Source organism: Paraburkholderia caffeinilytica (genome assembly GCF_003368325.1).
Taxonomy (GTDB): domain Bacteria; phylum Pseudomonadota; class Gammaproteobacteria; order Burkholderiales; family Burkholderiaceae; genus Paraburkholderia; species Paraburkholderia caffeinilytica.
In genome coordinates this window covers 50,824-64,352 of sequence record NZ_CP031466.1, presented here as the reverse complement: position 1 = coordinate 64,352, position 13,529 = coordinate 50,824, and the positions used below count along the sequence as shown (strand labels likewise).

General features: G+C 65.4%; 6 protein-coding genes. 3 read left to right on the top strand and 3 right to left on the bottom strand.

What is annotated here, in order from left to right; genetic code table 11:
- Window positions 1-77 precede the first annotated feature (77 nt).
- Both DSC91_RS00290 and DSC91_RS00285 read right to left on the bottom strand, forming a co-directional pair.
- Window positions 78-1,805 carry an amidohydrolase family protein gene (locus DSC91_RS00290; protein WP_115776294.1) on the bottom strand — a complete coding sequence of 576 codons (1,728 nt, stop codon included), beginning with the start codon at window positions 1,803-1,805 and terminating at the stop codon, window positions 78-80.
- 172 nt (window positions 1,806-1,977) lie between these two features.
- Window positions 1,978-5,379 carry a hypothetical protein gene (locus DSC91_RS00285; protein WP_115776293.1) on the bottom strand — a complete coding sequence of 1,134 codons (3,402 nt, stop codon included), beginning with the start codon at window positions 5,377-5,379 and terminating at the stop codon, window positions 1,978-1,980.
- Window positions 5,380-5,652: 273 nt separating this feature from the next.
- Between DSC91_RS00285 and DSC91_RS00280 the strand changes: the two genes are divergently transcribed.
- From DSC91_RS00280 to DSC91_RS00270, 3 genes are all read left to right on the top strand, one after another.
- On the top strand, window positions 5,653-8,892 hold the full coding sequence (locus DSC91_RS00280; protein ID WP_162831294.1) for a hypothetical protein: 3,240 nt from the start codon (window positions 5,653-5,655) through the stop codon (window positions 8,890-8,892).
- Between the two features lie 294 nt (window positions 8,893-9,186).
- Window positions 9,187-9,945 (top strand): hypothetical protein, encoded by a 759-nt coding sequence (locus tag DSC91_RS00275; RefSeq protein WP_115776291.1) that lies wholly within the window; start codon window positions 9,187-9,189, stop codon window positions 9,943-9,945.
- Window positions 9,946-10,036: 91 nt separating this feature from the next.
- On the top strand, window positions 10,037-11,086 hold the full coding sequence (locus DSC91_RS00270; protein WP_054036851.1) for a hypothetical protein: 1,050 nt from the start codon (window positions 10,037-10,039) through the stop codon (window positions 11,084-11,086).
- A 354-nt stretch (window positions 11,087-11,440) separates the two neighbouring features.
- Here DSC91_RS00270 and sctC read toward each other — a convergent pair whose 3' ends face one another.
- Window positions 11,441-13,525 (bottom strand): type III secretion system outer membrane ring subunit SctC, encoded by a 2,085-nt coding sequence (sctC, locus tag DSC91_RS00265; RefSeq protein WP_115776290.1) that lies wholly within the window; start codon window positions 13,523-13,525, stop codon window positions 11,441-11,443.
- Window positions 13,526-13,529: the final 4 nt, after the last annotated feature.

Sequence of the window (13,529 nt, the reverse complement as noted above, 5' to 3'; positions counted from 1 at the left end):
ACGAGAAAAAGCGCCCTTTCGGAGGGCGCTTTTTTCACACACGTTGGCCGGCGCGAGCGCCGGCAGCCAGACAACGCTCAGTGCACCGCGGCGTCCAGCGGGCGCCCGGTGAGATCGACACCCGCGTTCGCATACGCCTCGTCGCGCGCGGCGCGCAAGGCATCCGGGTTGATGTGCGGACCGTCATTGACCCGACCGTCACCGGACGAACGCAAGCCCTTTTCCACGAACTCGCGGGTCAGCACGTGCTGTTCGAAAGCACGCACCTTTGGACGCGCCTCTGTGATCACGCGATCGTAGTTGCCTGTCTTCACCGCGACGCGCGCTTCCGGCGTCAGCTTATCGAGCAGCGGCTTATACATGTTGCCGGTTTCCGCCCACGTGTCCTTGACCTGCGGATTGAGCGCGTCCGAGCCGAACAGGAAACGGTCCGGATACTCGTTGATGAGCGCCGCCCACGCATGCACGGATTCGTGATCCGGCACTTCGGTGCCGTCGGGCTGCGTCTTCATGACGATCTGACGCGCCACGCGCGACCACGAAATGTCGATGTGGATGTGGCTCATCTTCGGATCGGAGAGGATCGTGCGCAGATTGTTCGCGTGGTCGATCGGCTTGCGCACGAAGCGTCCGATACCTCCGCAATGCGCCCAGATCAGCGTGGTCTTGCTGGTCTCCGGCGACGCAAACAGCTTCTTGAGGTCGTTCAGATACTGCGGCTGACCGATGCCATTGGCTCGCTGGTTCGCCGTCGAATCGACGTCGCAATGCAGCACCACCGGCATGCCGATCACGCCGGCCGTCGCCACCAAATGCTTGAATGACTGCACGTTGTTGGTGAGATTCGCCTGCCGCGATCCCTCGTATTGCTGCTGCACCAGTTCCTTGTGGATCGTCACTTCGCCCACGCCGGTAAACATGCCCGGGTGCGTCGCGAGCTTCAGGAGCAGCGCTTGCGGACTCAGCGGTGAACCCAGGTGCAGGCCGGTCACCATCGGATCCAGGCGATCGCGCTCGGCATGAGAGAGCTGCGCGATCTGCATGAACAACGCGGTGTCGGCATCCACCTGCTGGTTCAGCATCAAGTGCGCGCCCTGCGTGATTTCCTTCTCTACGTCCTGCGTCAACTCATGCGGCTGGATGTTGGTGTACTTCTGCTGCACGTAGTACGACTCGGCGGGAATGTTGTTGTGGTTCGGCGCGTGAGTGTGCTCGTCATGGCTGCCGCACGGCATCACGTCGGTCGGAATCGGCGACATCACGCTGCGGTGGATGCCGACCTCGTCCATCATCTTCAACATCTCGCGCGGCACCATACCCTGCTGCACGTAGTTCGTCGGGTGGAAGTGCGAATCAGACATCCAGTCGCCGGTGGCGTTGCGGCTCGCATGCGCATTCTCCAGCGGGTGCTGCGCCATGGTGTCGACGGTGGCGGTCAGCATGGCGGACAGTTCAGGCGTGCCGCGCAGAGCCTGCGAAACCGCGCGCTTCTGCCCCGCTGCGCCAGGCCTTGCGGGAGACACGTCGAAACCTCGCACCGACACGCTGTTGTCGTCGAAAAAGCGGGTGTGAGCGCGCAGCAGCTTGTCCGCACCGGCCCGCACCGGCGGATTGGCGCTCTCGCCACCGCCGGTTGCGGCGCGTTTGGGCGCCGACGGCTGCGGGCTCCCCGTGCCGCCTAGCGACGTTGCGCCGCGCTTGCGTGATGTGCCGCCGCGGCGCGCGGCGGATTCGCCGGTGCCGGACGAGCTGGCCTCCGAGTTGTGATCGGTCGCTGACGTGTGAGCCGAATTGATGCGAGTCATGTCTTTCTCCAAGAGAGTTTCAGGGTGGTGCGCGAAAGCATGCTAGGCGCCACCCGGCGCCCTCCTCCGCGGTTGCAGCGAAACATGGCATCCCCTAACGAAACCCGATGAAACGCCGGCGCAACTTCGACGAAATCGGTGCAGACTCATCGATATCTGGCCCTTCTACACTTCACCCTTTGGAGCGCAGCAGTTCACGCTGCGCGAGCACGCTTGCGGAAGCGACGCCGCCGATCGGCGTAATCACGCCGGGTGTGCTGTGCACACGTCCCGCCACTTCGTTGACCGCGATCCGCTCCGGCAGCCACGACGCGCGCTCGCGCAACATGGCGTCGAGCGGTCGCGACCAGTCCTCGCCCTTGCCGCCCGCGGTTTGCGCGGCGGCATCATGCATGCGTTCGAGCGCGCGATAGACGTCGCCACGCCGCGCGTGTTCCGGCTTCAGGCGGCGCCGCACGAGGAACGTGTGATTGGAGCGCTGATGGCTCTGCAGCATCGCGAGGTCGGCGTTCAGCTTGACGACCGCCGTCGGATAGTCGCAGTTGTGATTATTCCGGTACATCTCGATCCACTCTTCGCGCGAGCTGTTGACCGCCGCGGCGAAGGCGTTGAACGATGCGAACTGCTGATCCGCGTAGCAGCCGCGATTGAGCAGCCGCCCTTCGCGCTCCGGCAGCATCACGCGCGCGGCAACGAGCCGCTCCGGCAACGCGCCGCCGATCCCGAGCGGCGACGCGCCCGGCAGCCCGCCCGTCAGGTCGCCCTTGTGCCAGGCGGGGCCGACACCGACCGTGCCCTGCGTGGAGACGCGCACGCTCGAGGTCACGGTGCGGCGGTCGTAGCGGAGCGAACCGGTTGCCTCGTTGACGGCCGCGTCGTTACGGCTGTTCAGGTCCACGGTCACCGTGCCGTCAAGCCCGAAGGTGCCGCGTGCCTTCGACTGAGGACCGGACACCGACGCGCCCCCCATTGCCTGAATGCCCTGGCGCGATGCCTTTGTCTTACCGTCCTGCCAGCCGATCGAAATATCGGTGCGCTCGCCGATGCGCGCGGCAAGACGCTCGAACAGCGAGGTTTCGGCGCCCTTTTCGCGCACCGGTTCGCGCGCTTCCTCGAACAGAAAGTCGACCATGTCGAGCACGGTTTCGGTGGTGCGCGGATCGTCGTACTTCATCGCGACCCAGTCGAGGTTCTCGTCGGTCAGACGCTCGCGGGCGACGCGGATCATCACGCCGCGCGGCTCGCGCAACTCGCGATCGACCGGCGCGATGCGCAGCGAGCCGCCCAGGCGCAAGCCGCAGAGCCAGTCGAGACGTCTGGCGTAGCCGATGCGGGCGCCCACCTTGAGCTGCGAGCGCTTGCTATGTTCCGTGCCGATGAAGATATCGAATCCGACGTTATTGCGCTGCAGGGTCACGAGGGCGCGGCGGCCGCGGTAATGCCCAAGCGTGAGTTCGCCTCCGAACGGCAAGTGGTGATGCAGACCCTTGGTGGCCGACACCGAAAGACCGCGCGTGCTGAAGCCGTAGCGCGCACCGTCCGCGAAGGCGACCTGGGTCGATTGCTGCAGATCGGTGATCAACTGACGTAGCACGGTTCTGACTTCTTCGCGGCCCAATCGCTCGGGCTTGAGTGGCTTGGCCTCGCCGACTTTCTCGGCGTGAGCGAGCGCGGCTTTCACGTCTTGCCAGCGATGCACCTGAAAGCGCTTCGCGCAGTCGCGCAACGCGCCGAGGTCGAGCAGTGGAGGGGCGTCGTCGCGTTGCGCGGCGTTCGGAACCGGCTCGCGATTTTCCAGCGCGGCCCTGGTTGCCTCGTCCAATTCGAGATCGCCGATGTGCGCCGCGGGTCGCGCGGCAATCGCCTCCAGCGCCGCCGCCGCGGCTTCGCGCGCTCGCGCCTCGGGACCGTCCGGCGCGCCGAGCGCGAGACGCGGGTTGCGCAGCGAGGCGGCCAACGTCGCGCTGGCCGCCTTAAGCGCGTCGGCGTAACGGGTTGCCTCTTTCGTGTACGACGCGAGCGCCGCGCTTGACGTGCCGAGCATCATGCTGCGCAACGCGGACTTCTTCATGCCGAACATGCGCTGAAAAAACCAGTTGGCCTTGTCGAGCCGCAACATCCCCCGCGTCACGAAACGATTCAGCCGGATTTGCGCCTGCTTCAACGGGCTGCCAGGCGCATCGCTACGGAACTCCTGGCGCCACGCGAACAGCGCCGCGGCATCGCGCGGCGTGCTCGAACCCGACAGCGCACGCAGCACGCGTGGAGCGAGGTTGCCTTTGTCGTCAACCGTGGCGTGCGCGGCGGCAAGCGCCGTATCGAGATCGGCTGGCGGCTCTGGCAACGCATGCCACGCTTGCAGCACCGCGAACGCGGCCGCATTGTCGGTGCCCGATGCGCCGCTATGGATGAGCCTCTTCAGTACGTCGAACCCTAGGGGAGTATTCGCGAGCGAGCGGGCAATGCGCCACGCGTCTTCGTGCGCCCGATTGACCGGCGCGTGAGACGAAGTGTGATCTTCCGCATCGGTCGTGCGCACGTTGCCGTGGTCGTGTGTGGTTCCGCCTGCGTCTTCCGACGTGATTTCCTCTGCGGACGTTCCGTCCGCATGGCTCACCCGGACAGGGTCGTGATTCAGCGGTGGCTGCTGTTCCGTCGTCGTGACGGGGGGGCGCGCGGCGTTCGGGTCGAACGCCGCTGCCCGCAGCGCGATGCCTTCAATGCTCACCACTTCCGGTAACGCCTGCAATGCTGCCGCCGCGCGCGCCGGTTCGTTCGAGCCGAGCGCGGAGAGCACGGCGTAGCCGAGCATCAGCGAAGGCGCGAATCGGTGGGTGCTGTCCGTTGCGGACGGACCGGCTTGCTCTATGGCGTCGCCCGTGGCGGCGTGGACGGACTCCGTTGACTGCGCCGCCTGGGCCAGCAATGCGGATAGGGTGGCGACTGGATCGGCAAGCCCGGGTGCGCCGAAGTACTCCCGTACCCAGCTATCCAGCCCTTCCCGATGATCCAGCCAATGCTCGAGTTCGGCCGCATCGCGCGGGGGTCGATTTGCGTGCGCCGCGTCGGCATTTGCCGACTGGTCCGCGCGCTTCGCCGTGAACTTGCCGATCGTCTTGGCCAGCATGCGCTGCGCCTTCACCGCGCGCCGCTGAGCGGAGGCGCTCGTACCGGGCGCCGGGCCCGCCTTGCTCGCGTCGCCCCAGTCGCCGGACGGATCGAGTGGGCGAGCCGGTTTCTGCGGCGCAATCCGCACGGCGTGTGCAGGAAAAGAGCGGCCGAACCTGTTCGCGCGCACGAACGGTATGCGCCACTCGGTTTCCACGAGCGCCCGGCGATCCGTCGGCACCTTGGGTGTCGCGTACGGCGGACGGCTCAATCCCAGTAGGCTTTTGAAACGCTCCCGTGTAGCCGCGAAGCTCGCCTTGGCGCCCGCCCGCGCGCCCGGCGACGACGGTTGCACGCCCGCCCCCGTCGACCCGATGGGACTCGCGGCCGGGGCAACTGTCGTCGACGAGCGTGGCGCTCCCCGCAGCATCGACGTCGCATTCCGCAACATGTTGGTAAGCCGCATTTTTCCTCCTCCGATGCCGTTGATTATCGGGACTGCGCATGACATGAGCGGCCAACCGGCGAAACCTTATCGACCGGAACGAAACCTTCGATCTTCCCCGCGATAGTCCAGTGAGTTCGCCGGCGCGCACCGTGTTTCGCTGCAACGGCAGCCGGGGCGCCGCCTCTCGCGGCTACCCTGTCGATACCCCGGCACGCCCGCTTTCGCGCGCCACTTGGGCTCCGCGCAAGCCGCAGCGGCCTGCTTCCCATGGTCCACTTCATCTCAACGCCCATGACTCCTCCTAAAGTATCCAGTTCGGGCTACACGCACGAGCCCGTGACGACTGGCGACGTCACCGCCGGCACGTCGTCTTCTGCTGCAACGGGGCCGCAAACGACGCGGCCCACGGCAAGCCGCCGCCGCGACGGTTTCTGGTCGAACCTGAAGCGCACGCTCGCGCCGCGGCCGGTGACGGTCTCGAACTCGCTGTTGGGCTCCGTCACGACCGCGCGTCCCACGACCGCACGCGCGAAGATCGGCGTGACAGAAGATCAGCGTCACAAGCCCGATAAAAATGCGACGCCGCCCGCGGCTGTCGCGAGGCACAAGCACAACGTCGCACTGACGCTCGCGGGAACCGATAAGACCGCGCCCGCCGAGCGGGTCGTCAGCGAAGGCGGTGCGGCGGCGGTCGCGGCGCAGCTCTTCAATCGGTCGGGGCTCGGTCCGCAGAAACCCACGACGGATCTCGCGAGCGAACTGGAAACCTGTCTCGGCGCCCCCGAAGGCAGCGACATGGACACCCAGTTGAAGGTAGCGGCCCGTCAGGAAATCGTGCTGCGCCGCATGAACCAGGCGTTCGGTGCCGATGTCGACCGCGCAAGCAAAGCGCTTCAGGACTTGCGCGGCACGGGTCCGCTGCTCGAAGTGAAAGGCGGCGCGTTCGAACTGGCGCACCGGCTCGCGGTATCGTCGCTGGGTTACGGCACGCTGCGTACGTTGAGCGGTGACGTCGGCGCCGACGCGGACCCGGTCAAGCACGCCATGCGCGAAGACGCCACGAAGCTCGCGTTGCGCGCGGCCAACACGTTGATTGCCGCGCTGCCCGAAGGCCACCCGCCGCCGCAGAGCATGGATGAAGTCGTCGGCCTCGCGTTGGCCGCGCTCCCAGAACATCAACGTCCGACCGGCATCACGAACGTGCCGCCGTCGCAGCTCATGAACGGCGATATCAGCGTGCCGGCGAAGGCACTGCTGGCCGCGGTGCAGCTTGCCGATGATCCGACGGCTGAACCCGAGCGGCACCTGAAGTCCGCGTATTTCACGTGGCGCTGCGGCTTCACGCATGAAGGGCCCGGTACGCTGCTCGCGCATGCGCAGAACCGACTCTTCAAGCTGTCGCGCTACGCACGGCGTGCCAGCCAACCGGGCACGCTCGCGAACCTGCGGCGTATGTTCGGCTTCAACAAGTCGCCGATGTCCGCGCTTGCGCTTGGCACCGGCGGCGCGAGCCTGCGCCACCCCGAGGACGATTTGCTCAAGGCGGATGTGATCTGGCAACTGGGCGGCGCGCTCGCGGAGCGCGCGCAAACGCACGGCGACGGGCCGCCCGATTCGCGCATTGCCGACGCCGTGCAAGCCGCGACGCTCGAAGCGTGGTATCAGCGCGTGGCACACAAGGGCTGGCGTGACAAGACCAGCGTGCCGAAGCACATGCGGCATGCGATCGCCGCACGCGCCGCGGCACTGACCGGCGTCAGCGAAACGGAAGTCAAGCTCAGTCCGGAATATGCCGCGCTGAAATCGCGCACCGGCTCGCGGCTCACGACCGCGACGCTGGAAAGCTGGATCGACCGCCTCGAAGCCAGTGAGCCGCGCGACGCAACGCCTCAGCCGACGACGCAACAGGCATCCGAACAGCTGGACGAAACCGATGAAATCACGGCAGTAGAAACGCAGACCGCGCCCGCCGCGTCGCAAGCTGCGCAATTCAAAGCCGCGCTGAAAAACCTGACGACGCTCGAGCGCAACGGCGAGGCAACGCCCGACCGCTCCACGCCGCAGACCGTGCTTGAAAACTTCAGGCGTGTCATCACCGAACCGCGCATGACCTACGACGTGCGCCTGTCAGACGGCGGACAGTTCGGCATCAACACCGGCGTGGCCGAACTGCTCAACTTGCCGGGCGCGAGCAAGCTGCCGTTCGTGCTCGCCGGACCCGACATCAAGTTAATCCACGGCCGCCACGCGATGATCAACGGCGGTTCGTCGGCGAATCACGGGCAACTGTTCATTGGCAGCGATCGACGCTGGGCGTCGCATGCGGGCGCGAGCGCGGCAGGCGGCGTCAATCTGTTCCACAAGAGCTTCCAGGCGATCGGCTCGGCGCAAGTCTTGCCGGCCGTTTTCGACGCGTCGCAGCCGAAGGGCGTGATGGTGCGCGCGCGGCTTCAGCCGACCGGCACGCTGCCGGCCGGGCAGCAGCCCGCGGGCGAGCCCGACCCGTGGCGAGCGAAGATGCTCGGCGTGATCGACGAGGCAACCGCGAGCGGGCCGAACCGCGGTCTGCCGCACGACGCGGGGTCGATGTGGGACGCCATTGCTCACTCGTTCTACAAGGATCCGGACGTGTCGGTGAACTGGCTCGACTCCAAGGCGCAATCGCTTTCGACGACGGTCAACGCATCGACCGGTGTCCGCTACGAACACGATGGATACAAGATCGGCCCGTCGGTGCAGGCGGGCGGCACGAAGACCTGGTTCACGCGCACGCGCCGTCAGGAAACCGGTCCGTTGAAAGCCGAGTTCGCGGGCAGCAGTAGCGCGCGCATGGCGGGTGCATCGGCTACGCTCGTCGCCGGCCTCGCGCCGCAAGGCAATTTCGCCGACGAGACGGGCCACGTGAAATCGGTCGTGCTGCCCAATGTCTCGATTGTCGGCTTCGGCACCACGGTGCTTCAATCGGAGACGGGTTCCACATGGCGCATCGCCGAGGAAGATGGCCACATCGACGCATCGCTCAGCTATCGCGACACCACCTTCACGAGCGTGAAGAAGTTCAAGCGTTACGTCGACAGCCGCCGCGCAACGTGGGACGACACTTACAACAAGCAGCCCGCGGGCGCCGCGCAACCCGAGCCGATCGACGACTACCTCGCGCGAGTGGATCAGGACGCGCTACGCGGCAACCAGCTCTTTGCGGAACGTGTCTGGCTGAAGCCTGAAGCGGCGAGCAAGATCAACATTCTGCGCGAGCTGCGCGACGCGGTGGTACCACCTGGCGCGAAGCCAGGCAAGGGCGACCTCGCGCAGATCAACGAGCGCAATGCGCAGATCGCCACCCTGCTCGAGGCAGACGACAGTTGGGATAACCGCTTCCTGTACTCGCTGGAAACAAACGGCGCGTCGCGCACGCTTGGACCGAGCTTCCTTGCAACGCTGCAGCGCGTCACCGAGGTGTCCCATCCGCGTCAGCTGAGCGTGCTGCGCGCGGAGCGGCCGGTCACGCCGCCGGAGCCCGATCGTTCCTGATCGTTAGTTGTTTGCCGGTTTTTCCGGTTCGCCGGTAAGGGCGGCGCCGCGCGTTTCGCGCGGCGCCGCATCGTCTTCCTGCTTCGTCTGCTCTCTCCCCGCCCCCCTTTCCCGCCGATTCGCCGTCACGCCTGATGTTTCGTTTTACGAAACAACACAATCAAGCCAGTCTCTTACGCTTTGTTACGGGACGATCGCCATGCTGCGACCGTCGCGCGGCCAATCGGATTTCAAATGCGCAGCGTGTTCAAAAGCCGCTGCGCTTCTCTCATCGTTTACTGTAAGAGGCTATTCATGAGCAAGATTACCAATGACTCCGGCAGCAGCGCCATCCAGGCCGATCTGCAGCAACTGGAATCGGACCTGCAAGGCGGCGGCAAGCTCGGCAACAACGATATCGAGAAGCTGCTCGAAATGATCCTCGCGATCATCGAACAGAAGGTGAACGGCAGCTCGCAAGGCGGCAACCCGTCTGCCGGCGGCGGTGGCGGTGGCGGCGATAACTCGACGCAAGGTCCGAACTCGACGCAAGGTGCGTCGACCGACAACAACGTCGATCCGGGCAACGACTCGACCGACGTGCAAAGCCAGATCATGTCGCTGTTGCAGCAGATCCTGCAAATGCTGCAGCAGTCGTCGCAAAGCGGCCAGGGGCTCGACAAGCAGACTGCGAGCATGATCGACGATATTCTCAAGCTGCTGCAACAGATCCAGGGCGCGCAAGGCGGCGGCCAGGCCGGCGGCGGCGGTGCGAACAAGGGTGGCGATCAGACCTCGCAGATTCAGGATCTGCTTTCCGAAGTGATCCAACTGCTGCAACAGCTCCAGGGATCGTCGCAAACCGACGGTTCGAACAACGGCGGCACCGATCCGAACAGCACGAGCGACCCGAGCGACACCAGCACGAACGGCACAGACGGCACGGACGGGTCGAACAACGGCACGACCGGCGCGGCTGATCCGAGCACGCTCACCAACGAACTGCTCAAGCTGCTTTCGCAATTGCTGCCGATGCTCAACAAGGCGATGAACGAGAAAACGTCGACGAATTGAGGCAATTCCACCCACATCGTCGCGCGGCCCTGCTGGCAGACCATCCGATCGGCCCCGCCTTGCGTGGGCCGCGCGCATTGAGGAGCACACCATGAGTATATTTTCGAAAATCAAGCATGCGTTCCAGCATATTGGCCACGACATCGAGAAGGCCGCGAAATCGGTCGCGCACGGCGTCGAGCATGTGGCCCATGTGCTGGAAAAGGATCTCAAGAAGGTGCTGCAGGACACACTGGCAATGACCGAGGCACTCATGCAGGGCAATATGAAGCTTGCCATGCAAGACCTGCTGAAGACGGCCGATGACGTCGGCAAGGCTGCGACGGACGCGGCCACCGCAAGCGCTGAAGCCACGCTCGAAGGTTTGCAGGGATTGCATCTCGGCAAGGGTTTCGACAAGGTATTGAATAGCGTCGAAAAGGGAGTCGAGACGGTCAAGAAAGACGTCAACGAGGGCGTCGACGCCGCTGCCCAGGACCTCGTGTCCTCCGTCGAGGGCGTCGTATCCGGTTCCGTCAACGCGGTGAAGGATCTCGCCCACGGCAATTTCAAGGGCATGATGAACGACCTGACACAGGTCGGGGAGGATGCGCTCGAAGCCGCCGCCGACCTCACGCCCGAGGGCCTGGGGACGACCGTCGCAGCCTCGACGCTCGCCGCGGCGCATATCGGCAGCGAAAAGCTCGACAACACGATCGCAGCCGCGATGCACGGCGGCGTAGGCAAGGTCATCAAGTCGGTCAGCGAGATGGAAGTCGGCCAGGGCGCGCAGAAAGTGGGCGACAAGCTGCTGGGTGGCGGCAGTGCCGGGACCGCAACCACGACGGGCGGCGACGCGGTTGCGCTCATGGCGATGGCCTCCGCCTCTGGCGGCTCCGGCCGGCGCGGCGGGCATCGCGGCGTGGAAGGCTCGCATGAAACCCGTTCAGCGGAAGGTGAAACACCGAAGAACGGCAGCGCCGAAGGGCACAAGCAGGACGGGAAAACCGAAACCAGATCCGACTCCAAGGAGAACCAGGATAACTCCAAGGACAAGGAAAAGGACAAGGATGAAAAGACCCAGCAGGCGGGACCGCCTCCGGGCGTACTCGATACGCTGCTGCTCAGCTATCTTGCGGACAACCAGCGACGCGTTGCCTGAGGACAGCGAGGCTTCAGACTCCGGCGTTCTTGCTCTAGCGGTAACCTTGCAGCAGTAATCGGAATACAGCCCGCACGTGTGCGGGCTGTATTCATTTGGGGGAACCGAAAGACACGTTTGGCGGCACCATGCACGACTGGCGGCGTTACTACTGGTTATGTGGTGCTCCCCAAGGCTTCGGTTAGCGGCTCTTGCCGAGGCTGCCGTTGGTCAGCGCCGGATCGTGATTTTTGCACGATCTGTTCGGAACGAAAGCGGTCAGTGGCGACGATCGTTTTGGCGTGTGCGGTCTTTTCCGCAAAAAAAAAAGCGACTGCGCTGTCGTACACGATTACAGACGCCAAACGCACCGTCTCAAGGCTTGTCGCCCGAAACCGTGCTGACGTTGCCGCCAACGCCGCCCGCGCCGCCCGTTTGCGGCGGCGGCAAACCAACGAGTTGCGCGATACGGGCTACACCCTGCTGCCGCGGAAGATTCATCGCGCCCGAGGGCGGCGGCGGTACAAAGCCCGCACCATCTCCGTTACCGCCAGGCACCGCATCGGCACCACCCGGCGCCCCGCCCGGACTCCCACCTGCAGCCGCCGACAACACGCGCGGCGTCAGCAGAAACAGCCGCTGGAAGCGCTGCCCCTGATGCTTGCGATAGCGGAACAAGTTGCCGATCACCGGTATCTTCGAAAGCAGCGGCACCGCCGTTTCAGTGTGATCGTCCTGATCCACCGAATAGCCCGCGATCAGCAGACTGTCGCCTTCCTTGATGAGCGCCTGCGTGTCGATCGTGCTGTTGCTGACCACCGGCAACTGTCCGACTTGCTGATCGGTCAGCCTGCCGTCCTCGATATGCACGTCCATGCGGATCTGTTCGCCATTTCCTGCGCTCACGATCGAGGGCAGCACGCGCAGCGACACCCCGGCTGACACGCTATACAGATCCGCCGACTGGTAACCCGACACCTGCACATAAAACGTCTGCTTGTTGTCCATGAGCGCCTCGACATTGTCGAGCGTCTCGACCTTCGGACTCGCCGTGATGCGCGCCTGGTCGGTCTGCTGCATCGCGCTGATGCGGGTCAGCAGATAGCGTCCTGCGCCGCCAATCACCGCGGTCAGCACACCGCCAGCCGGCGTCGCCAGCACGCCGGCGGTGGTCGCGTCGAGCGGGTTGCCGAATCCCTGCGGATTGAGCGAACCGGGGTTGCCCGTCTGCGATTGCTGGCCGTTGCCGGTTTCGAAATCGACGTGACCGGAATGCAGCCGCCAATCCACTCCCAGCTCCTGCAACGCGTTATCCGTGATCTCGATGATACTCGCGTCGATTTCGAGAATGCCCGGCTGCGTGTCGAGCGATTCGATGAGCGTGCCGAACGCGGCCATGTTCTCGGCACGGTCGCGCACCAGAATCGAATTGCTGCGCGAATCCGCCTCGATGGTCGGCGCACCGCTCGCGGCGGCACTCTCTCTGGCGCGGCCCGCCGTGGACGACACCGAACCCGTGCCATCGCGCTCGGAGCTAGGCCCCATGCCGGCATCCGCGATATTCCCGACGGGCGGCGCCACCGCGCTATCGCCCGAGCCCGCATACGACTGGCTCCCACCGAGGCCAGGCAGCGTCGGTAACGGCGGCGGGCGCGAGCCGCCTTGCGTTCGGATCGCACCCGTCGTCATGCCGTCGTCCTGCATCTCGCGCACGCTCGGCACCCGGTATGCATCGCGCCTTGCCGGCGGTGCGTCGCCGCTGGCGTCGCCGCCGGGAACACCCTGGCCGTACAGTGTGCGCAGCAATGACGCAACGCCTCGCACGGTCACGCCGCGGCCGTTGATCGTGATGGTCCGATCGGTCGCCCATGCGTAATGCAGCGGAAAGCGTTGCACGACGACCTTCGCGCCGGACACGGATTTGTGATCGATCAGATGCGCCACGTCGGTCACCAGTTCGACGAAGCGCGGCGGTCCGGATACCACCGCCGTGCCGGACACGCTGTCGTAGCGCACCGGGAAACGCGGATCGTCGATCTCCAGGCGTCCGAGCGCGCGCCGCAAGTCTTCGGTGCCGGCGTTGGACAGACCTAGCGTCGCGCTGCGGGCTTCGTTGGCGCCGTAGATGCGCAGCACGGAGCCGTCGTAGTACCACAGCACGCCGAACGACTCCGCCATCTGATCCAGAAAGCGCTGCGGCGCCGCGTTGAAGCGACCGGACACGGTGCCTTCGACATGCGGCGAGATCCACGTCATCACGTGCTGGCTCGCGCCGAAGTCGCGCAGCACGTCCTTGAGGTCTTTATGATCGGCGACGTATTCGAAGCGCGTGCCCTGCCACGCGACACGTTCTGCATGAGCCGGCAACGGCGACGCCAGCGCGCCGGCTGCGACGAGGGCCGCGCACAGCGTGCGCACACGGACAGCCGCGCCGCGGCGGACGGGAACGATAGCTTTCATGGCG

Excerpts from the sequence above, each read along its gene's own strand:
- sctC (WP_115776290.1), bottom strand. The coding sequence starts at position 13,525 with ATGAAAGCTATCGTTCCCGTCCGCCGCGGCGCGGCTGTCCGTGTGCGC.
- DSC91_RS00290 (WP_115776294.1), bottom strand. The coding sequence starts at position 1,805 with ATGACTCGCATCAATTCGGCTCACACGTCAGCGACCGATCACAACTCG.
- DSC91_RS00275 (WP_115776291.1), top strand. The coding sequence starts at position 9,187 with ATGAGCAAGATTACCAATGACTCCGGCAGCAGCGCCATCCAGGCCGAT.
- DSC91_RS00285 (WP_115776293.1), bottom strand. The coding sequence starts at position 5,379 with ATGCGGCTTACCAACATGTTGCGGAATGCGACGTCGATGCTGCGGGGA.
- DSC91_RS00270 (WP_054036851.1), top strand. The coding sequence starts at position 10,037 with ATGAGTATATTTTCGAAAATCAAGCATGCGTTCCAGCATATTGGCCAC.
- DSC91_RS00280 (WP_162831294.1), top strand. The coding sequence starts at position 5,653 with ATGACTCCTCCTAAAGTATCCAGTTCGGGCTACACGCACGAGCCCGTG.